Origin of the sequence: Micromonospora sp. NPDC005203 (assembly GCF_042872705.1) — a bacterium.
Taxonomy (GTDB): Bacteria; Actinomycetota; Actinomycetes; order Mycobacteriales; family Micromonosporaceae; genus Micromonospora.
In genome coordinates this window covers 71,479-91,115 of record NZ_JBIAKV010000005.1, presented here as the reverse complement: position 1 = coordinate 91,115, position 19,637 = coordinate 71,479, and the positions used below count along the sequence as shown (strand labels likewise).

Below are 19,637 nucleotides of genomic sequence, written 5' to 3'. Positions count from 1 at the left end.
GGTTGGGTCGCCGCGACCCGTCCGGGTACGTTAGCCTAACGATCGTTTAGGTCGGTAGGTGTGCCCGGACGGGGCAGCCGGCCGGGGTGGCGGCAGTAGGGGGTCGGCGTGACGCTCGACGGTGAGGCACTGGAGCAGCTGCGCAAGCGGGCCCGGTCCGGTGGTGCGGACAAGTACCACGCGGCCAACGCGGCCAAGGGCAAACTCTTCGCCCGGGAGCGGGTCGCGCTCCTGGTCGACGACGGCTCGTTCGTCGAGGACGGCCTCTACGCCAACGCGCTCGCCGAGGGGTTGCCCGCCGACGGCGTGGTCACCGGCACGGCCACCATCGACGGCCGGCAGGTCTGCCTGATGGCCAACGACTCCACCGTCAAGGCCGGCAGTTGGGGCGCCCGCACCGTCGAGAAGATCATCAGGATCATCGAGCGGGCGTACGGCGCCGGGGTGCCGATGGTCTACCTGGTCGACTCGGCCGGTGCCCGGATCACCGACCAGGTCGATCTCTTCCCCGGCCGGCGTGGCGCCGGCAAGATCTTCTGGAACCAGGTCCGCGCCTCCGGCTCGATCCCGCAGGTCTGCGCGCTGTTCGGCCCGAGCGCCGCCGGAGGGGCGTACATCCCGGCGTTCTGTGACGTGGTCGCCCTGGTCGACGGCAACGCCAGCATGTATCTCGGCTCCGACCGGATGGTCGAGATGGTCACCGGGGAGAAGACCACCCTGGAGGCGATGGGTGGGGCCAAGGTGCACACCACCGAGTCCGGCGTCGGGCACTTCCTCTGCAAGACCGAGGCGGACGCGCTCGATGTGGTGAAGACCTACCTGTCGTACCTCCCGGCGAACTGGACGCAAGCGCCGCCGGCCGCGCCGGCCGTCGCCGCCCCCGCCAAGGCCGACCTGGCCGCGCTGGTGCCGGCAAGCGAGCGGCAGGCGTTCGACATGCGGCGCTACGTCAAGGGCCTGCTCGACGAGGGCTCCTTCTTCGAGATCCAGGCGCTCTGGGCCAAGGAGCTGACCATCGGGTTCGGCCGGCTCGACGGTCAGGTCGTCGGGGTGGTCGGCAACAACTCGATGTTCAAGGGCGGCGTGCTCTTCGTCGACTCGGCCGACAAGGCCACCCGGTTCGTGCAGCTCTGCGACGCGTTCAACGTGCCGCTGCTGTTCCTCAGCGACGTACCCGGGTTCATGGTCGGCAGCGTGGTGGAGAAGCAGGGCATCATCCGGCACGGCGCCAAGATGATCACCGCGATCTCCGAGGCGACGGTGCCGAAGATCTGCGTGGTGGTGCGCAAGGCGTACGGCGCCGGCCTCTACGCGATGGCGGGCCCCGGGTTCGAGCCGGACGCCACCATCGCGCTCCCCAGCGCGAAGATCGCGGTCATGGGCGCCGAGGCCGCCGTGAACGCGGTCTACGCCAACAAGATCGCGGCGATCGAGGACGAGGCCGAGCGGGCCGCCTTCGTCGCGGCCAAACGCGCCGAGTACGAGCAGGACATCGACGTCGTCCGACTCGCCAGCGAGCTGGTGGTGGACGCCATCGTCGAGCCGCACGACCTGCGCACCGAGCTGGTCCGTCGCTTCGCGGCGGCGCGTACGAAGGATCGGCACTTCTCCCGCCGTCGGCATGGCGTCACCCCGGTCTGATCACCCACTCAGACCCGCACAGCGATCCGCTCTCGGCGTCACGAGCGCCGGGACGGCCCGTCCTTACAGGAGGATGAGATGGACTTCCGGCTCACCGACGACCAAGCGGCGCTGCGCGAGAGCGTGCGGGATTTCGCGCGCCAGGTGGTCGCCCCGATCATCGCCGAGCACTACGAGCAGCACACGTTCCCGTACGAGGTGATCCGGCAGATGGGCAAGATGGGCCTGTTCGGCCTGCCCTTCGGCGAGGAGCACGGCGGCATGGGCGGCGACTACTTCGCGCTCTGCCTGGCCCTGGAGGAGTTGGCCCGGGTCGACTCGAGCGTGGCCATCACGCTGGAGGCGGCGGTTTCGCTGGGCGCGATGCCGATCTACCGCTTCGGCACCGCGGAGCAGAAGGCGACGTGGCTGCCCCGGCTGCTCAGCGGCGAGGCGCTGGCCGGGTTCGGGCTCACCGAGCCGGGCACCGGCTCGGACGCCGCCGGCACCCAGACGCGAGCCGTGCTGGACGGCGACGAGTGGGTGATCAACGGCTCGAAGGCGTTCATCACCAACTCGGGCACCGACATCACGGCCATGGTGACCGTCACCGCGGTGACCGGCACGAACCCGGACGGCTCCAAGGAGCTGTCGACGATCATCGTGCCGACCGGCACGCCCGGGTTCACCGTGGCGCCGGGCTACTCGAAGGTGGGATGGACGGCCTCGGACACCCACGAGCTGACGTTCGACGACTGCCGGGTACCGGCGGCCAACCTGCTCGGCGAGCGGGGCCGGGGTTTCGCCCAGTTCCTGCGAATCCTCGACGAGGGCCGGATCGCCATCGCCGCGCTGGCCGTCGGCCTCGCGCAGGGCTGCGTCGACGAGTCGATCAGGTACGCGAAGGAGCGGCACGCCTTCGGCCAGCCGATCGGCGCCAACCAGGCCATCCAGTTCAAGATTGCCGACATGGAGCTGAAGGCGCACACCGCTCGCCTGGCTTACTACGACGCCGCCGCGCGGATGCTCGCCGGTGAACCGTTCAAGCGGCAGGCCGCCATCGCCAAGCTGCACGCCAGCACGATCGCCGTGGACAACGCCCGGGAGGCCACCCAGATCCACGGCGGGTACGGCTTCATGAACGAGTACCCGGTGGCCCGTTTCTGGCGGGACTCCAAGATTCTGGAAATCGGCGAGGGCACCAGCGAGGTGCAGCGCATGATCATCGCTCGCGACCTGGGTCTCTGAAGGCCCGCCGCGCAGGCCTACCGATCGGCCCGGCAATGTTGCCCGTAGGGCTGTCGGATTGTCGGCGAACGGGCGTCGGCAGCCCGACGTTCGGCTGCCGACGGTCGTAGTTCATCCGTACTCTTCGTGGCCATGACTCCGGATCATGAAGGGTCACGGAGCCCGGCTGGTCGTACCCCCCTGCCGGAGCTGCTCCGCGGGCACCGACGCGCCGCCGGCCTGACCCAGGCCGAGCTGGCGTCCCGGGCCGGGGTGGGCGTGCGGACGGTGCGTGACCTGGAGCGCGGCCGGTCGGTCCGGCCGCAACGCACCACTGTCGAGTTGCTCGCCACGGCGTTGGCGCTGACCGGTGCCAGCCGGGCGGCGTTCCTGGCCGCCGCCCGCGGGCACTCCGGCGTCGAGTCACCCGGGCCGGACGCCACCCCGACGGCGCTCGGGACCGGCGACCGGACGACGTCCCAGTCGCTCTCCACCAATCCACCGGCCACCCTCCCGCCGCCGGTCGCGCTTGTCGGCCGTGATCGTGACCTCACCGAGCTGGCCGAGATGCTGACCGCGGAGCGCGGGCCTCGGCTGGTGAGCCTGGTCGGGTTGGCCGGGGTCGGCAAGACCGCCCTGGCAACGGCGGTGGCACATCTGGTGGCCGTCGACCACCCGGGAGGTGTGGCCGGAGTTCTTGTCGCTGAGGGCTCGGACGGGCCGGAGGTGTTCGCCGCCGCGATGGCGGCGCTGGGCGTGGCCCGGCTGCCGGACCTCGTGGCCCGGCTTCGCGGGCAGCCGGCGCTGCTGGTGCTGGACGCGGTGGAGCACGCGCCGGACCCGGTGGCCACGACGCTGCACCGGCTGATCGGTGCGGTGCCGTCACTGCGGGTGCTGGTCACCGGGCGGCATCCGGTCGGACTGCCCGGCGAGAGGGTCTGGCCGGTCGCGCCGCTCGACGTGCCGCCACCGGGCACCGGACGCGCTGGAGCGACCACGCTCGAATCGTGGCCGGCGGTCGCGTTGTTCACCACCCGGCTGGCTCAGGTTCGTCGGGAGCCGCCCACTCCCGACGAGCTGCCCGCCCTTGTCGCGCTGGTCCGCCGGCTGGGAGGGCTGCCGTTGGCCATCGAGCTGATGGCCGCCCGGGGTCGACTGCTCGACCTCACCGAGCTGCTGGACCGGTACGGCGACCGCGTGCTCGACCTTGCCACTCCCGCCGATCCGGTGGTCCACCCCGGCTCTGCGGCGGCGGTGTCGGTCACCCTGCGCGACGCGGTGGCGACCAGCTACCGACTGCTGGCACCCGACGAGCGGGCCGCGCTGCGGCAGCTCGCCGTGTTCGGCGACCGCTGGTCGGTGGAGTTGGCCGAGGAGATGCTCGGCGACAAGGCCGACCGGGACGGCACGGTGGCGATCGACCCGGTTCCACTGCTGGACCGGCTCGTCGAGCTGGGGTTGCTGGGCGTCCGCGGCACCGGGCCGTTCCGGTTCCGGCTGTTCGACGCGGTCCGCGACTACGCCATCGAGCAGGCGGCCGGCGCGGGTGAGCTGACCTGCATCCGACGTCGGCACGCCGAGGTGATCGCGCGCCTGGTGGCGCGGATCGCGAGCGACCTGGTCGGTCCCCGGCTGGCCGAAGCGGTGCACCGGCTGGACGAGATGAGCAGTGACATCAGCTCGTCGCTGGCCCACGCGACCACGGACGACCCGCTCACCGCGCTGCGGCTGGCGGCGTGCCTGACCGGCTGGTGGCGGTTCCGCGGGCGCGACGTCGCCGGGCGACAGTGGCTGCGGCGGTTGCTGGCGGACCCCCGGACCGCCGACGCCGATCCGATCCTGCGTGGCTGGGCCGCGGTCGGGGTTGCCCAGCTCGCGGCCGAGCACGGTGCGGGCGCCGAGGAACTGTCGACGGCGCGTACGGCGTTGGACATCTTCCGACAGGCCGGCGACGTCACCGGGGAGCTGGAGGCGCGAAACATCCTCGGCACCCTGCTGAGCTCCGTCGGCGGGCAGGACGAGGCTCGCGAGCAGGCCGAGACGGCGCTGCGGTTGGCCGCCCGTAATGGACGTACCCGGGATCTGGCGGTGGCCCAGAACAGCCTTGCCTGGCACGAGATCCGGACCGGCGACCTGGCCGCCGCCCGTCGCAGGCTCGCGGCGGTGGACCGGCTCGCCGCCGAGAGTGGGGAGCAGCGCCTTCGGGTGCTGGCCTGGGCCAATCGAGCCGAGGTCGCCCGCCTGGAGGGCTGGTACGCGGACGCCGTCGACCAGGGCCGGCGGGCGCTCGCGGCGTTGTCCGAGCTGGGTGATCCGAGACGCCGTCGTCGGGTGCTCGGGAAGATCGGGTTGGCGCTCGCTCAGGACGGGCGTGCCGCGGAAGCGACAGAGGTGCTCACCGAGTTGCGCGCGGGGACCGAGGCGGTGGCGGCCGAATCGCCGCGAGCGCCGGCTCGCCGGGCCGTGGTGCCTAGGCAACGCTCGGGGGAGGCGGCGCTGCCCGCAGGCGGGCCGGAGGTGGGGCTCGGCGCGTTGATCGAAGGGAATCTGGCGCTGCACCGGGGTGACCGGGAGTTGGCCGCCGAGTGGTTCGCAGCGGCCGCCGACGCCAAGGGTCAGGAGCGCCGAGACGTGGTGGAGGCGCTTGTGGGACTGGCTGCGAGCACCGCGGACCCGGCGGTCCTAAAGCGGCTCGGTCGGGTCTGCGAGGAGAGCGGCATTCGGCTGTTGCCGCAGGAGTCGGGACTGCTCTACGCGCTGACGGCCACCCGCAGTGGGCCGGAAGCACCGTAGGTGCCCGCTCGCGGGCGGGGAGAGTGGCGCGGACGAAGAGCCCCCTTGGTGCTACCCCTCGCTGTTCGTCCGCGCCGTCACCCCCCGGTGATCCCCGGTGCAGGAAGCCTGCCACCGCCGGCAGAGCGAAAAGTCGGATTAGCTGGAATTCTTCGGCTTGGCTGGCTCAGTTCTGCCGGTCTTTCTGCCGGTGCGGAATGCCGGTGCTCAGGGCTGGGTGGCGGCGGACTCCTGCTCGGGGCTGACGTCGTCGCTGCCGGCGGTGGCGCACGGGTGTGCGGCGTCGCGCACTCGGCGCAGCCCGTCGAGCAGGGCGGTCAGCGCCTCCGGGTCGAGTTGGCCGGTGAACCACTGCTCGATCATTTGGAGATGCCCGGGTAGCGTCTCGTTCAGGCGTTGCATCCCGGCGGCGGTGACCACCGCGTACGAGCTGCGCCTGTCGTTCGGGCAGGCCCGCCGGGTCAGCAACCCGTCGCGTTCCATCCGGTCCACCACACGGGTCACGCCGCTCGTCGACAACGAGGTCTGCGCGGCGAGGTCGGTCATGCGTAGTTGGTTGCCCGGCGAGCGGGCCAGTCGGGTGATGACCTCGAACTCGACCGAGGACAGGCCGTGCTCCTCCAGTTGAGCGTTGAACCGGGCTGACAGCCCGGCGTGTGCCTCGAAGAGCAGGCCGACGGCGGTGATCCGGGGATCGTCGAAGACGTTGGTCACTCGTTAATCCTAGCAGTACTTGACAGGAGGAATATTGTTGGGGTTATATTTGCTCCAGCAGTCGTTGGGCTACTAAACAATCTCCTGGAGGACAGCAGTATGACCAGCAGCATCGATGCCGTTACCCGCGAATGGGACGGCCTCACCATCCCGGCGGCTGGCACCTACGTCCTCGACGTGGCGCACAAGCGCGTGGGCTTCGTGGCCCGGCACATGATGGTGAGCAAGGTTCGCGGTGAGTTCAAGGACGCGACCGCCACCATCACCATCGCCGAGGACCCGCTGCAGACGTCGGTCGTCGCGACCATCCAGGCGGCCAGCATCGACACCACCCAGACCGACCGGGACGCACACCTGCGCAGCCCCGAGTTCCTGGACGCCGAGAAGTTCCCGACGCTCGAGTTCCGCAGCACCGGGGTCAAGTCCCGTAGTGGCAGCGAGTTCGTGCTCACCGGTGAGCTGAGCATCAAGGGCGTCACCCGGCCGGTCGAGCTTGAGGTGGAGTTCGAGGGTGTCGGCCGCAGCCCGTTCGGTCAGGACATCTTCGGGTTCTCCGCGAGCACCGAGATCGACCGCGAGGAGTTCGGCCTGACCTGGAACGTCGCCCTGGAGACCGGTGGCGTGCTGGTCAGCCGCAAGATCAAGATTGAGATCGAGGGCGAGGCTGTCCGCCAGGCCTGATCTTCCCCGCATCGCCGGTACACCGGGCCCACGCCGCACGTCGGCGTGGGCCCGGTGTCGTCTCCACCTCCGACGCCGATGTCGTGGTATTTGTCACGAGCGGCTCGCGCCGCCATCGCGTCCGGTCGCTCGGTGAACGGGGTACAGATGGCGCCACGAGCGCGCCCGCTCCGGTCGATGTCGGATCACCGCCGTCGGCCTCTGGCTCCGGGCAGGTGGGCGCTCTTACCGTGGAGGGTTCACAATGCGCTTTCCGGGACGGACGAATCCCGACCGCGCCGGCTGTCGGGAGGACACATGGGCAGGGACGTCGCACAGGGCGCCTTCACCCGGGATGACCGCGTCCGCTACCGGCAGAAGGTACGACGCTGCCTGGACGTCTTCGCCCTCATGTTGGACGACTTCGGGTTCGACGCCGACCGGCCGATGACCGGCCTGGAGATCGAGCTCAACCTGGTCGACTCGGCGGCCGAGCCGGCGATGCGCAACGAGGAGATCCTCGCCGACATCGCCGACCCGCTGTTCCAGACCGAGTTGGGGCAGTTCAACCTGGAACTCAACGCCGAACCCCGACTGATCGAGGGCACCGGCTTCGCCGACTACGAGCACGACCTGCGCGGCAGCCTCTCCAGGGCCGACGAACGCGCGGCCAAGTCCGACGCGAAGATCGTCCTGGTCGGCATCCTGCCCACCCTCACCGAGGGGCACCTGGTCGAGGACAACCTCTCCACCAACGAGCGCTATCGGGTGCTCAACGACCAGATCGTCGGCGCCCGTGGCGAGGACATCGAGTTGGACATCCGCGGCGTCGAGCAGTTACGGACGCACACCGACTCCATCGCCCCCGAGGCTGCCTGCACCAGCCTCCAGTTCCACCTCCAGGTCGCACCGGACAGCTTCGCCGACTACTGGAACGCCTCCCAGGCCATCGCCGGGGTCCAGGTGGCGATCGGAGCGAACAGCCCCTACCTGTACGGGCGCCACCTGTGGGCCGAAACCCGGATCGCACTGTTCCAGCAGGCCACCGACACGCGTCCCGACGAGCTCAAGGCCCAGGGCGTACGGCCCCGGGTGTGGTTCGGTGAACGCTGGATCACCTCGATCTTCGATCTCTTCGAGGAGAACGTCAGGTACTTCCCGCCGCTGCTGCCGATCTGCGAGGACGAGGACCCGGTGGAGGTGCTGCACGCCGGTGGCGTCCCGCAACTCGGGGAGTTGAGGCTGCACAACGGCACGGTCTACCGGTGGAACCGCCCGGTCTACGACATCATGAACGGCCGGCCGCACCTGCGGGTGGAGAACCGGGTGTTGCCGGCCGGCCCGACGGTGGTGGACATGCTCGCCAATGCGGCCTTCTACTTCGGACTGGCGCGGGGTCTGGCCGAGGCGGACCGCCCGATCTGGAGCCAACTCACCTTCAGTTCCGCCGAGGAGAACTTCCAAGCCGCCGCCCGACGTGGCCTCGACGCCGTGCTGCACTGGCCCGCGCTCGGCGACGTACCAGTCACCAAGCTGGTGCTGGAGCAGTTGCTGCCCACCGCCGCGGCCGGCCTGGACGGCTTCGGCGTTCCTCCGGCGCAGCGGGACCGGCTGCTCGGCATCATCGAGCAACGCTGCCGCACCGGCCGCAACGGTGCCGTCTGGCAGACCGAGGCGGTGTGGGCGGCGCAGCGGCGGCACGGCATGGACCGGGCGGCCGCGCTGCACCACATGGTCCAGCGCTACGCGGAACTCCAGCGCGCCAACGAGCCAGTCCACACCTGGCCGGTCGCCTAACCCCACCCCACCTCCATCCCCCAGATCGCGTTGATCATGGGGTTATCGCCGCGACGCGTGCCGGATGGCAACATCCTCATGATCAACGCGGCGGGCCGGGGGTGGAGGCCGAGGGGCCAGGGCCGGGGGTGGGTTAGTCGGAGGTGGGGCGGCGAGTTGCGCGGGTGCGGCGGACGCTTGGTGTCGGATCCTCTGCGGGGGCGGAGATGGATGGTTCGGTGCGCGGCGCGGGCACCCTCGGCGCGGGTACCCCTGGCGTGGCATCCGCACCTGGCGTGGCATCCGCACCAGGTGCGGCGCCTGTCGTGGTTGTCCGGGGTGCGGCGTCGGTCCTGCCGCGTCGGCCCGTGGTGGTGATGGACGAGCGGGAAGTCGACGGCTCGGAGTCGGGCTGGGCGTTCGGAGCCGGATCGGTCCGAGGGGTCGGCCCGTCGACGGTGATCTGCGTTGAGTCGACCTGGTCTGCCGGGTGCGGCTCGGGTTTCGGGGCCGCGACTGAGGCGCTCCGGTGGCTCGCCCGACTCCGCTCCACGCGATCGGCGAGGACAGCGGCGAGTACGGAGCCGCCGATCCCGGCGATCACCGCGTACGGGGCGATCAGTTGGGTGGAGAGCTGCGCGGGACCCAGCGTCGACCAGTGCGGCAGGGTGGTCAGGTAGGCGAGCGCGACGAGCACCGGACCAGCGGCCCCGGAGGCTGCGGCCCCGACGCGGTGCCCGGCCGATCGGGCCGTCCGCCGAGCGGCCAGCACGCCGATCAGCAGCGCCGGCACGAGTGCCAACAGCGCACCGGGCCAGTAGAGCTGGTCGGAGATCCAGTACCGCGGGTGGTCCGGATCAAGCTGCCAGGTGCCGAGCTGGGCTCCGGTCAGCCCTCGTCCGACGCGTACCCCGTCGATCACCGAGACCACCGCGAGCAGCCAGAGCCAGGCGGCCGTCGCGGTCACGTTGATCGCGGCGGCCCGGGAGCGAAGCGCCCAGCCGGCGACGAGCACGCCGATCAGGATGCCCAGCATCGCCTGCACGGCGGCGGTCCGTTGCGGTGCCCCGGTGTCGGCGCCGGTGGCGACCCGCGCGGGAACGGCGATCAGCAGCACGGTGACCAGCCCGCCGATCCCGGCGCCGAGCGCCAGGACCACCCGTCGCAGCAGGCCCGCCCGGTCGGCGGACGGCACCTCGGCCACCTGCGGTGATCGGCTGTCCGTCGGCTCCGGGTCGGGCCTGTCTGCGGCAGGTGGATCCATGGCGGTGGCCCGGTCGGACTCCTCGGTCGCTGCCGGGTCGGTCGCCGGCGGCGTGGCCGTCACCGGTGCGCCGCCGCGCTGGTGGAGCCGCTGCGCGCAGACCGCGCCGAGGACCGTCGAGCTGGCGGCGAGCCAGGTGGCCCAGGCGAGGCCGTCGGCCCAGGCCGTGTCGCTGGCGCCGGCATCGCTGGGCGTCCAGGTGATGACGCCGAGCCCGTAGCCGAAGCCCAGTTGCGCGGCACCCGCGCCGGCAGCGACCCCGATCGCGGTCGCGATCGACACTCCCCAGCCCTGTCTGGCCATGCCGGGCAGCGTAACGTCCCGTCGTCGGCGCGGCGAGTCGCAACGATCCGCTGGTGTGGACCGACCGTCGATGCGGAGGATTGGGCGGCGGGCGGTACGGTCGCCGGTGATGAGGCGGTGGACAGTATGACGGACACGAGCACGAACCCGCAGGATGCCGCAGGCGGCGGTGCGAGCCGGGCCAGTATGTGGCTGGGTGGTGGGTTGGCCGCTGTGCTGCTCGCCGCGATCGGCGCGACCGGTGGTTGGCTGCTGGCCGGCGACGGCGAGAAATCCCCGGGGGACCCACTGGCCGCCGCGACCACGACCAACCCGCCGAGCAGCCGGGCCACCTCGGCTCGACCGAGCACCGGTCGGGCCACGCCGTCGGCCGTCCGGACCTCCGCCACTGCGACCAAGGGCACCGGCCTGACCGTGCCACCGGTGATCGGCGTCGAGTTCGTGCAGGCGCGGGACATGCTGCGCGAGCATCGGCTGGGCTGGCGGCTGGTCTTCGGCGGCGGAGCCGGTAGCACTGTCGAGAGCGTCGTACCCGCTGTGGGCACCGAGGTTGCCCGGGGCACGACCGTGCAACTCCAGGTGACGGGGCCAGCGCCAGCGGCCGAGGTGCCGGACGTGGTCGGCAAAGACTGCGCCAAGGCCGTCGACGAGCTGATCGACGAGGGCCTCTACCCGCGTTACATCAGCGGTCGCAACGGAAAGGTCGCCCGGCAGGAGCCGGTCGAGGACGGCTCGGCCCGGTGGAACGACGAGGTCAGCATCTGGTGCGGGGCGGGCGCCCCCGAACAACCGCCGGCGAAACCCACTCCCTGAGCTGAGGCCCGTCCGGCGATCGTCGACGCGGCCGAGGCGGAGCGACGTACCCGCGAACGGCGCGGCACGGCACGCTGATCCCCACCGATGGCAGTTTGGGCGACTAGGTTGACGGTCGAGGGCCATGCTGCCCGTCCGGTTCGGGAAAGGACGTGCGATGAGCGACGACCGCCAGGAGCCTCCCGCCGGCGAGCACGAGGACGACCGGACCCGCCCACTGCCACCGTCCGCCGACCGGGCGGAGCCACCGCAACCGACCCGACCCACCGGCGAGCCGGACGAGACGGCGCCGATCGACCGGACGGTCCCGGCTCGTCCCACCGAGTCGCCCGACCAGACCATGCCGATCGACCGCGCCGCCGCCACCGGGCCGCCCAGCCCGGGTACGCCGCCCAGTCCGACCGCGCCGTCGTGGGCCGGGCGGGCCGAGGTCCGGCCGCCCCGGCCGGATGAGGCCGTCGGGGAGTGGTACGTCGAGGAGCAGGGCGGCCGGCGCTGGTGGCTGCCGATCCTGTGGGGTGTTCTCGCGCTGCTGCTTGCCGGCCTGCTCGGCGGGGCGCTCTGGTTGGTGCTCGCCAAGCAGGATGACGACCGGGACGATCCCGACCCCACCCCGTCGGCCAGTGCCACAAGTGCCGCACCGACCAGCGCATCGCCCACCTCGGCCGCGCCGACGAGCGAGGCACCGAGCAGCCCGCCGGCCACCAGCGCGCCGGTCCAGGTGCCCGTGCCGCCGCTCGCCGGCCTGCCGCAGGCGACCGCCGAGGGGTTACTGGGCCGACTCGGCCTTGCCTACCAGGTGGTGTACCGGTCCTCGGAGCTGCCGCCCGGGACGGTGGTGGGCACCGAGCCGGGCACGGGCACGCCGGTGTCGACCGACGACGAGGTGCTATTGATCATCTCTCAGGCCCGGCCCTCGACCGGGGTGAGTCCGACCCTGCCGAGTCCGTCCGCGCCGATCCCGACGGTGACCAGTACGCCCTGACCGGTGGTCACCACATTCGCCGGCGGGTGCCGACCAGGCCGAGGCCGGCCAGTGCGATGGCGAGGCCGAAGATCCCGGACCAGAACAGGGAGCGGCGGGTGTCCGCCGCGGTGCGCCCGGCCGGAGCCGCTTCGGTGACCTGCGGACGGTCGTCGGACTGGCCGCCGGCGCCGCGGCCGGCCGCTGACCCGGTCGCAGTGGTGACGCCGGCATGGCTGCCCGGGGCATCCCCGCCGATCCAGTCGGATTCCCCGGCTGCCGGTGGCGGGTCCTCCGTCGGTGGGTGGTCGTCGACCACGGTGATCTCCGGTGCGGGCACCGGCGCGGTCAGCCGGGTGGACGACATCGCTGGGTCGCGGACGAGGACCAAAGCTGTGACCATCGCCCCGAGGAGGACGAGCAGTCCACAGGCATAGGCGATACGGGAGCGGCGGTGCCGCCGCAGGGCGGGCTGATTGACCATGACCATCCCAGGGTCAGGGTCCTGGACGCGCGGGTGGAACGGTGCCGGGGTGGGCGTACCGATTCTATGGCGGCGGCACGCCCACCGGCGGCGGATCGGGTCGGTCAGCCGACCCGGAGCGGAGTACGGGTGACCGGTCGCCGGGCCCGTACGGTGTGCGGGCGGGGCTCGGGGGCGGCCTGTAGTTGCTCCAGCCCGTCGCGTTGGACGAAGATCGATCGTCGGTTGACCGCGTCGCCCGCGGCGTTCAGCTCATAGCCGTCGAGCCAGAGCCAACCGTCGTAGGTGGGCCAGTCCAGCACCCGGATCACCCGGAACTTGATGGGCTTGAGGAACTGGACACTCGCCGCGCGAGTCACGAGCAGTACGTCACCGGTGCGGGGAAGCACATGGGCTCCTGGGGAGGATGGCCGGCAACTGTGCCGGCGGTGCCTGATCGGGGGACGTCTCGGCCGGTGACGGGGTCGTGCCTCGTGAACCGGTGGTGCGGATGGTGGTGGCCGGGCCGTACCTCGCTGGTGGCGTGCCGCCACCCGACCATCACCCGGATGCTTCCGGGAACCGCGCCCGCCGCCGCAGCTTGCCGGCTTGCAGCGGCGGGGTCATTACCCCGGAGCGCGTCTTGGTTGTGCCGGACGGGTCCGCGCCGCGTCGGGCTTCCCCGCCTCAGTGGGTTCACCACTGCGAGGGAGCGGATCGAGACGCTGAGTAACCCGTGCCATACGGACAGAGTGCATGAGGGACGTGCTGCATGCAAGTTGCACGTCGACTTTTGCCGATACGTGAGCGAGTCCCGCGAAAGGCCTATTGAAGCCTTCCACGTACGGGCGGCACACTGGGAGCCGGTTTCGCCCGTCGCGGCCGGCCGAGGACCGGCACCACCCCCTTCGTCGCGAACGTTCGCCGGACGACGGTCGCGCCCCCGGCGGGTGTCAGCCAGTGGCGCGTCGACCGGAGGTAGCCCGAGTGGGGCCGAGCAGCCAGCCGCGGGGATCAGCGACTCACGGGTTGCGCGATGAGTGAGCGGCGCAGTCCCACCATCAGAAGGCGGCGGCTCGGTGCCGAGCTGCGGCGCCAGCGGGAGTCCGCCGGGATCACCATCGAGATGGTCGCCGAGCAGTTGGAGTGCTCGGCGTCGAAGGTCTCCCGGATCGAGACCGGGCACACCACCGCCACCCCTCGCGACGTCCGGGACATGCTGCGGATCTACGGGGTGGTCGGTGCCGAGAGCGACGAGCTGGTGCAGATCGCCAGGGAGGCCCGGCAAAAAGGTTGGTGGCATCCGTACAGCACGGTGCTCGTCGGCGCGTACGTCGGGCTGGAGGCGGCGGCGAGCTCGATCCGGGCGTACGAACAGCAGGTCGTACCGGGTCTTCTGGAGACCGAGGAGTACGCCGGGGCGATGATCCGCGCGGCTCGGCCAGACTTCACCGCCGATCAGGTCCACCAGAGGGTGCGTGTCCGTCTGGGCCGTCAGTCGTTATTGACCCAGGACGATCCGGTCGATCTGTGGGTGGTACTCGATGAGGCGGTGGTACGTCGGCCGGTAGGCGGGGACGAGGTGATGCGTGGCCAACTCAAGCGGTTGGTCGAGGTTGCCGAGTTGCCGAACGTGACGCTGCAGATCCTGCCCTTCGAGGTGGGCGCGCACGCCGGCATGGACGGCACCTTCACGATCCTCAGCTTCCCTGAGCCCGGTGATCCTGATGTTGTGTACGCGGAGAACGCCACGGGTGGGCTTTTCCTCGAGAAGAGCGACGAACTGCAGAAGTACAGCTTCATCTTCGATCACATCCGCGCTGCGGCCATACGTCCTGAGGAGTCCGTCGCACACATCGCAAAACTGGCAGAGGAGCCCTTGTGGAAATGGCGACCAAAAGGTTCCCCATGGACCTGACGCAGGCAGCATGGTTCAAGAGCTCGAAGAGCGGGCCGAACTGTGACAACTGCGTGGAGGTGGCGTACGTGACGGGGGCGGTCGGAGTGCGGGACTCGAAGGACAAGACAGGCCCGGCCCTGGTTTTCGCACCGAGTGACTGGCACGCCTTCGTCGGCGGCACCCGAGGCGGTGCGTTCGGCGCGGTCTGACCGAGTGGTCAACCGAGGCCCCCGTCCGGATTCGGATCCGGACGGGGGCCTTGCCGTGTCCGGGGAGGGCCGGGCGGCCGGAACAGTCGGCGAGGTTCCGCCGGGATTCCCGTCGCCGCAGGCCGTCCGTCTCGTTGAACTGGTCGGTACGGCGCAGGTCGACGACCCGTCGCACCGACCGGCAACCGAGCGAGGTAGGCGAGACGGATGACGACGATCGGGTCAGACAATCTCACCAGCGGTGCGGCCAAACCTGAGCGGTTCGGTGGTAAGTACCGCGGGGCGCGTCGGGACAGCGTACTGACCGAGGTGGTGTCGACCGACCAGGAGATGGGCGGGCGGGACACGTCGGCCTCCGAGCCGGCGGACCTGCCTCTCTCGCTGCCGTCGCTGGACCCGAACCCACTTGTGGAGCCGTCGTTTCCGCCCACCGGCTGGCCGATGGAGCCAAGCGGGTCTCTGGCCGACCATCCGCTGCTTCGCGGTCTGCTGATGGAGCTGCCGCCGAAGGGCAGCCTGCCGCCCTCGGAGTGGCTGGACCGCTGGTTCGAGGCGACCAGGGCGATCCTGGAGCTGCTATACGTGCAGGGGGCCGGTCGTCCGCGCTGATCGCGGAACGGCGGGCTGTGCCCGCTCGGCGAACCGGCTGTGCCGTAGCGCGTGCCGGACTCCGATGGCGATCACCGCGAGCGCGCCCACGGTGATCGCCGGTCCGGTGACACCCGGGTTGGCGCTCAGGTCGGTGCCGACCGCCTCGATCACCGCCGGCACCGTGGCCAGGGCGGTCACCTGTAGCGGCAGGCCGACGAGTGGGTGCGCCGCGGCGGCGCGCAGCCCGTGGGGCGCAGGCGTGCCGGGGGCGTTGGCGAACGCGCCGGCCCCGGCCCGCAGCCGGCGGATTCGCCGTAGGGAGCAGACCATCGCCACCAGCGCCGGACCGGCGGCCAGGGTGAGCCCGGCGGCGGCCCGGTCGACGGGCGCGGTGCCGGCACTGAGCAGGCCGCCACCGACCACGGCCGCGGTGAGCGCCATGCCGATGAAGGACAGCACCAGCAACCATCCGGTACGCCGGCGCAGCATGCGGGTGTTACGCAGCCGGGGAAGCCCGTCGGCGACAACGCCGGCGGCCAGCCAGACAGCGGCGATCGGAAGCAGGATGGTGAGGTGACTCTCCATATTCGAGAGTCTTTCCCGAATCACGGTGGGGCGAATCCGGGCCGGTCCCCCGTTCGCCCCGGACGACCGGCCCGTAGGGGTCATCGCACGGAGATATGGACGTTCCGGCATGTCCAACAGCCCGCTCACTGACCTACTCTCAGCTAGATCGGCAAGCGTCGATTGATGTTGGGACCGGTGGTCACGTTCCGCCGCCGGTCGGAGGGAGGTAGTAATGGGTCTTCCACGAAGGTCCGTACTGGTCGGGGTGGCCGCGGCGACGGTGCTGGCCGTCGGCACGCCGGCCCTGGCCGCCGAACCTGCCGGTGTGGTCAGGGCGGCCGGCGGAGCCACCGCCGTGCCGGACAGCTACATCGTCGTTCTCAAGGACAGCGCCGTGGCCCGCGACCGCGTCGGCGACACCGCGAAGCGGCTCTCCGGCCGCCACGGCGGCACGGTGGCCCGCACGTACGGCGCGGCGCTGCGCGGTTTCGAGGTCACGGTGAGCGCGAGCGCGGCGGCGCGGATCGCGGCCGACCCGGCGGTGGCGTACGTCGAGCAGAACCACACGGTGTCCATCTCCGGCACGCAGGCCAACCCGCCCTCCTGGGGCCTGGACCGGATCGACCAGCGCAACCTGCCGCTGGACAGCTCCTACACCTACCCCAACACGGCGAGCAACGTGCACGCCTACATCATCGACACCGGCATCCGGTTCTCCCACAACGACTTCGGCGGCCGGGCCACCTCCGGTTACGACGCGGTCGACGGCGGGTCGGCCGACGACTGCAACGGGCACGGCACGCACGTCGCCGGCACCGTCGGCGGGTCCGCGTACGGGGTGGCCAAGGCCGTCCAACTCGTCGGCGTACGGGTCCTCAACTGCTCCGGCAGCGGCACCAACGCCGGTGTGATCGCCGGCGTCGACTGGGTCACCGCGAACGCGATCAAGCCGGCGGTGGCGAACATGAGCCTCGGCGGCGGCGCGAACACCTCACTCGACAACGCGGTCCGCAACTCGATCGCCTCGGGCGTCACGTACGGCCTGGCGGCCGGCAACGACAACGGCGCGAACGCGTGCAACACCTCGCCGGCACGGACCACCGAGGCCATCACGGTGGGCTCGACGACCAGCTCGGATGCCCGCTCGTCGTTCTCCAACGTCGGCACCTGCCTGGACATCTTCGCGCCCGGCTCGTCGATCACCTCGGCCTGGTACAACAGCAACACCGCGACCAACACGATCAGCGGCACCTCGATGGCCACACCGCACGTGGTCGGAGCGGCGGCCCTGGTGGCCAGCGCCAACCCGAGCTGGACGCCCGCGCAGGTCCGCAACCAACTGGTGTCCAACGCGACACCCAACGTGGTGAGCAACCCCGGCTCGGGCTCACCGAACCTGCTGCTCTACGTGGGCTCCGGCGGCACCACCCCACCACCGACCGGCTGCACCGGCACCAACGGCACAGACGTGTCGATCCCGGACGCCGGCTCGGCGGTGACCAGCTCCATCACCATCTCCGGCTGTGGCCGCAACGCCTCGTCGACCTCCACCGTCGCGGTGAACATCGTCCACACCTACCGGGGTGACCTGGTCATCGACCTGCTCGCGCCGGACGGCAGCGCGTACCGGCTGAAGAACAGCAGTACCTCGGACAGCGCCGACAACGTGAACGCCACGTACACGGTGAACGTCTCCGGTGAGGCTGCCGACGGCATCTGGCGGCTTCAGGTGCGGGACACCTACTCGGCCGACACCGGCTACATCAACACCTGGACCCTGACCGTCTGACGGTTTCTGACGGCCGAGGCCCCATCCGGTGGACCGGGTGGGGCCCCGTGCCGTACGGATCGATCAGACCGAGAAGGTCGCCGGCTGCTCGCTGGCCGGCGCCGGCGGCCGGGCCTTCCACAGGCCGAGCTTCTGGGCGGCGAGCCGGCTCAGGTAGGCCGGGTTGAGGATGACGTAGCGCCGCCAGAGCCGCTTCGGCTCCAGACCGAGACGCCAGAACCACTCCAGACCGGCACGCTGCATCCAGCGCGGGGGCTGACGGAGCAACCCGGCGTGGTAGTCGAAGGCAGCGCCGACCGCCATCAACGGCATGTCCAGCAGCGGTCGCATGGCGTACGCGAAGACCTCCTGGCGCGGGCAGCCCAGCCCGACCAGGACCAGCCGGGCACCGCTGGATCGGATGCGGTCGGCGATCTCGGCGTCCTCGCCCGGCTGGGCGGCCCGGAACTTGGACGGCTCCACCCCGGCGATCTTCAGGGCCGGGAACATCCGCTCCAGCGCCGGAATCAACCGGGAGAGGGTTTCCTCGGTCGACCCGTACAGGTAGATCGGCAGCCCCTCGTCGGCGAAACGCGACAGCACGTGCAGGGTCAACGTCGGCCCGTAGACCCGTTCGGAGAGCCCGGCATGGTGCAGCAGGTTGAGCGCCCACCGCACCGGCTGCCCGTCCGGGGTGACCACGTCGAAGGAGTTGAGCCGCGCGTTGTGCGCCGGATCGAGCACCCCGGTCATCACGCCGTGCACGGCCAACGCGGTGAGCGCGAGCGGACGCCGCTCATGTGCCGCGGTCACCACCGCATCGGTCGCCGTCGCGTAGTCGGTGGCGTCGACCAGGACGCCGAGTACGTTGCGCTTGGTCCGCGCGGTCATGCCTTGAATACCCACTTACCCACGTTGGCCTCGTAGATCTCCCGCAGGATCATCGGCACGTCGTAAGTGATCTTCCAGTCCGGGTAGTGCTCCTCGAACCGGGCCATGCTGCTGACATACCACTGGTGGTCGCCGGTGCGGGCCTGCTCGACGTAGTTGATCCGCGCCTCGCGGCCGGTGATCTCCTCCGCGATGCGGAACGCCTCGATGTGGGAGGTGTTGGAGTGCCGGCCGCCGCCGAGGTTGTAGACCTCCGCGGAGCGCGGGGACCGGAAGAACGCCTCGAACGCGGTCAGTACGTCCCGGGAGTGGATCGCGTCCCGGACCATCTTGCCCTTGTAACCGAACAGGTTGTATGTCCGGCCCTCCATCACGCAGCGCATCAGGTACGCCAGGAACCCGTGCAACTCGGCCGCCGAGTGCGCCGGACCGGTGAGCGTGCCACCCCGGAAGCAGGCGGTCTTCATGTCGAAGTAGCGCCCGTACTCCTGGACCATCACGTCCGCCGCGACCTTCGAGGCGCCGAAGACCGAGTGCAGCGAGTGGTCGATCGACATCTCTTCGGTGATGCCCTGGTACCAGCGGTGGTCCTCGGGCAGCTCGTACCGTGATTCCATCTCGACGAGCGGCAGGGTGTTGGGCCGGTCGCCGTAGACCTTGTTCGTCGAGCAGTGGATGAACGGCGCGTCGATCGCGTGCCGACGGGTGTTCTCCAGGATGTTGAGCGTGCCGCCGGCGTTCACGTCGAAGTCCGTGTACGGCTCCTTGGCGGCCCAGTCGTGGCTCGGCTGAGCCGCGCTGTGGATCACCACGGCGATGTCCGAGCCGTACTTCTTGAACACCTGCTCCAGGCCGTCCCGGTCCCGGATGTCCACCGCGAAATGGGTGTACGCGTCGCCCAGGTCACGGGCGAGCCGATCCAGGCTCCAGGATGTGGAGCCGTCCTCGCCGAAGAAATACCGGCGCATGTCGTTGTCGATGCCGACGACGTCCAGACCGAGGCCGGCGAAGTGCCGGACCGCCTCGGAGCCGATCAGGCCACCCGACCCTGTCACCAACGCGACACTCACACGCCACTCCTGGTCCATCGGAGACAGAATCCATCGCAGCATAG

Annotated in this window: 18 protein-coding genes; 11 read left to right on the top strand and 7 right to left on the bottom strand. The window is 70.7% G+C overall.

What is annotated here, in order from left to right:
- The first annotated feature begins 108 nt into the window (after positions 1-108).
- The 3 genes from ACFYPM_RS14100 to ACFYPM_RS14090 all read left to right on the top strand — a co-directional run bounded on the left by ACFYPM_RS14100 (position 109) and on the right by ACFYPM_RS14090 (position 5,640).
- Positions 109-1,641, top strand: coding sequence for an acyl-CoA carboxylase subunit beta (locus ACFYPM_RS14100; protein ID WP_387195683.1), 1,533 nt, complete (start codon positions 109-111; stop codon positions 1,639-1,641).
- A 78-nt stretch (positions 1,642-1,719) separates the two neighbouring features.
- Positions 1,720-2,868, top strand: a complete 1,149-nt coding sequence (locus ACFYPM_RS14095) for an acyl-CoA dehydrogenase family protein (protein ID WP_387195680.1) — start codon at positions 1,720-1,722, stop codon at positions 2,866-2,868.
- A gap of 132 nt (positions 2,869-3,000) precedes the next feature.
- Positions 3,001-5,640, top strand: a complete 2,640-nt coding sequence (locus ACFYPM_RS14090) for an ATP-binding protein (RefSeq protein WP_387195677.1) — start codon at positions 3,001-3,003, stop codon at positions 5,638-5,640.
- Between the two features lie 207 nt (positions 5,641-5,847).
- On the opposite strand, the gene ACFYPM_RS14085 is transcribed toward ACFYPM_RS14090, so the two are convergent.
- Positions 5,848-6,354 (bottom strand): MarR family transcriptional regulator, encoded by a 507-nt coding sequence (locus ACFYPM_RS14085; protein WP_357243149.1) that lies wholly within the window; start codon positions 6,352-6,354, stop codon positions 5,848-5,850.
- A gap of 99 nt (positions 6,355-6,453) precedes the next feature.
- Here ACFYPM_RS14085 and ACFYPM_RS14080 point away from each other — a divergent pair, with 99 nt between their 5' ends.
- A complete protein-coding gene (locus tag ACFYPM_RS14080) occupies positions 6,454-7,035 on the top strand; it encodes a YceI family protein (RefSeq protein ID WP_357377339.1) in 582 nt (193 codons plus the stop codon).
- Between the two features lie 297 nt (positions 7,036-7,332).
- The gene (locus tag ACFYPM_RS14075) at positions 7,333-8,811 is read left to right on the top strand and encodes a glutamate--cysteine ligase (RefSeq protein WP_387195674.1); all 1,479 of its coding nucleotides are present in this window, start codon (positions 7,333-7,335) and stop codon (positions 8,809-8,811) included.
- A 133-nt stretch (positions 8,812-8,944) separates the two neighbouring features.
- On the opposite strand, the gene ACFYPM_RS14070 is transcribed toward ACFYPM_RS14075, so the two are convergent.
- Positions 8,945-10,357 (bottom strand): hypothetical protein, encoded by a 1,413-nt coding sequence (locus tag ACFYPM_RS14070; protein WP_387195671.1) that lies wholly within the window; start codon positions 10,355-10,357, stop codon positions 8,945-8,947.
- Positions 10,358-10,483: 126 nt separating this feature from the next.
- On the opposite strand from ACFYPM_RS14070, the gene ACFYPM_RS14065 reads away from it, so the two are divergent.
- Both ACFYPM_RS14065 and ACFYPM_RS14060 read left to right on the top strand, forming a co-directional pair.
- Positions 10,484-11,170 (top strand): PASTA domain-containing protein, encoded by a 687-nt coding sequence (locus ACFYPM_RS14065; protein WP_387195668.1) that lies wholly within the window; start codon positions 10,484-10,486, stop codon positions 11,168-11,170.
- 157 nt (positions 11,171-11,327) lie between these two features.
- The gene (locus ACFYPM_RS14060) at positions 11,328-12,155 is read left to right on the top strand and encodes a PASTA domain-containing protein (protein ID WP_387195665.1); all 828 of its coding nucleotides are present in this window, start codon (positions 11,328-11,330) and stop codon (positions 12,153-12,155) included.
- Between the two features lie 7 nt (positions 12,156-12,162).
- Here ACFYPM_RS14060 and ACFYPM_RS14055 read toward each other — a convergent pair whose 3' ends face one another.
- Positions 12,163-12,618, bottom strand: a complete 456-nt coding sequence (locus ACFYPM_RS14055) for a hypothetical protein (RefSeq protein WP_387195662.1) — start codon at positions 12,616-12,618, stop codon at positions 12,163-12,165.
- 104 nt (positions 12,619-12,722) lie between these two features.
- Complete coding sequence (locus tag ACFYPM_RS14050) at positions 12,723-13,007, bottom strand: hypothetical protein (protein WP_357243171.1); 285 nt, start codon at positions 13,005-13,007, stop codon at positions 12,723-12,725.
- Between the two features lie 626 nt (positions 13,008-13,633).
- On the opposite strand from ACFYPM_RS14050, the gene ACFYPM_RS14045 reads away from it, so the two are divergent.
- The 3 genes from ACFYPM_RS14045 to ACFYPM_RS14035 all read left to right on the top strand — a co-directional run bounded on the left by ACFYPM_RS14045 (position 13,634) and on the right by ACFYPM_RS14035 (position 15,315).
- Positions 13,634-14,515 (top strand): helix-turn-helix transcriptional regulator, encoded by an 882-nt coding sequence (locus ACFYPM_RS14045; RefSeq protein WP_357243174.1) that lies wholly within the window; start codon positions 13,634-13,636, stop codon positions 14,513-14,515.
- Positions 14,485-14,706, top strand: a complete 222-nt coding sequence (locus tag ACFYPM_RS14040; RefSeq protein ID WP_387195658.1) for a DUF397 domain-containing protein — start codon at positions 14,485-14,487, stop codon at positions 14,704-14,706. Before ACFYPM_RS14045 ends, ACFYPM_RS14040 begins: the two co-directional genes overlap by 31 nt.
- Positions 14,707-14,913: 207 nt before the next feature.
- Entirely contained in the window at positions 14,914-15,315 is a 402-nt protein-coding gene (locus ACFYPM_RS14035) for a hypothetical protein (RefSeq protein ID WP_387195655.1), read from the top strand.
- Here the strand turns inward: ACFYPM_RS14035 and ACFYPM_RS14030 are convergent.
- Positions 15,283-15,882 carry a hypothetical protein gene (locus ACFYPM_RS14030; RefSeq protein ID WP_387195652.1) on the bottom strand — a complete coding sequence of 200 codons (600 nt, stop codon included), beginning with the start codon at positions 15,880-15,882 and terminating at the stop codon, positions 15,283-15,285. The genes ACFYPM_RS14035 and ACFYPM_RS14030 overlap by 33 nt on opposite strands.
- A gap of 214 nt (positions 15,883-16,096) precedes the next feature.
- On the opposite strand from ACFYPM_RS14030, the gene ACFYPM_RS14025 reads away from it, so the two are divergent.
- Entirely contained in the window at positions 16,097-17,653 is a 1,557-nt protein-coding gene (locus tag ACFYPM_RS14025) for a S8 family serine peptidase (protein ID WP_387195649.1), read from the top strand.
- Between the two features lie 63 nt (positions 17,654-17,716).
- On the opposite strand, the gene ACFYPM_RS14020 is transcribed toward ACFYPM_RS14025, so the two are convergent.
- Together ACFYPM_RS14020 and ACFYPM_RS14015 are read right to left on the bottom strand one after the other, a co-directional pair.
- On the bottom strand, positions 17,717-18,523 hold the full coding sequence (locus tag ACFYPM_RS14020) for a WecB/TagA/CpsF family glycosyltransferase (RefSeq protein WP_387195646.1): 807 nt from the start codon (positions 18,521-18,523) through the stop codon (positions 17,717-17,719).
- The gene (locus ACFYPM_RS14015) at positions 18,520-19,635 is read right to left on the bottom strand and encodes an NAD-dependent epimerase/dehydratase family protein (protein WP_387195643.1); all 1,116 of its coding nucleotides are present in this window, start codon (positions 19,633-19,635) and stop codon (positions 18,520-18,522) included. The genes ACFYPM_RS14020 and ACFYPM_RS14015 overlap by 4 nt, the downstream gene beginning before the upstream one ends.
- Positions 19,636-19,637 lie beyond the last annotated feature (2 nt).

Coding starts and splice junctions, on each gene's coding strand:
- ACFYPM_RS14060 (WP_387195665.1), top strand. CDS start 11,328: ATGAGCGACGACCGCCAGGAGCCTCCCGCCGGCGAGCACGAGGACGAC.
- ACFYPM_RS14070 (WP_387195671.1), bottom strand. CDS start 10,357: ATGGCCAGACAGGGCTGGGGAGTGTCGATCGCGACCGCGATCGGGGTC.
- ACFYPM_RS14020 (WP_387195646.1), bottom strand. CDS start 18,523: ATGACCGCGCGGACCAAGCGCAACGTACTCGGCGTCCTGGTCGACGCC.
- ACFYPM_RS14075 (WP_387195674.1), top strand. CDS start 7,333: ATGGGCAGGGACGTCGCACAGGGCGCCTTCACCCGGGATGACCGCGTC.
- ACFYPM_RS14030 (WP_387195652.1), bottom strand. CDS start 15,882: ATGGAGAGTCACCTCACCATCCTGCTTCCGATCGCCGCTGTCTGGCTG.
- ACFYPM_RS14040 (WP_387195658.1), top strand. CDS start 14,485: ATGGCGACCAAAAGGTTCCCCATGGACCTGACGCAGGCAGCATGGTTC.
- ACFYPM_RS14035 (WP_387195655.1), top strand. CDS start 14,914: ATGACGACGATCGGGTCAGACAATCTCACCAGCGGTGCGGCCAAACCT.
- ACFYPM_RS14055 (WP_387195662.1), bottom strand. CDS start 12,618: ATGGTCAATCAGCCCGCCCTGCGGCGGCACCGCCGCTCCCGTATCGCC.
- ACFYPM_RS14090 (WP_387195677.1), top strand. CDS start 3,001: ATGACTCCGGATCATGAAGGGTCACGGAGCCCGGCTGGTCGTACCCCC.
- ACFYPM_RS14080 (WP_357377339.1), top strand. CDS start 6,454: ATGACCAGCAGCATCGATGCCGTTACCCGCGAATGGGACGGCCTCACC.
- ACFYPM_RS14065 (WP_387195668.1), top strand. CDS start 10,484: ATGACGGACACGAGCACGAACCCGCAGGATGCCGCAGGCGGCGGTGCG.
- ACFYPM_RS14095 (WP_387195680.1), top strand. CDS start 1,720: ATGGACTTCCGGCTCACCGACGACCAAGCGGCGCTGCGCGAGAGCGTG.
- ACFYPM_RS14025 (WP_387195649.1), top strand. CDS start 16,097: ATGGGTCTTCCACGAAGGTCCGTACTGGTCGGGGTGGCCGCGGCGACG.
- ACFYPM_RS14045 (WP_357243174.1), top strand. CDS start 13,634: ATGAGTGAGCGGCGCAGTCCCACCATCAGAAGGCGGCGGCTCGGTGCC.
- ACFYPM_RS14015 (WP_387195643.1), bottom strand. CDS start 19,635: ATGCTGCGATGGATTCTGTCTCCGATGGACCAGGAGTGGCGTGTGAGT.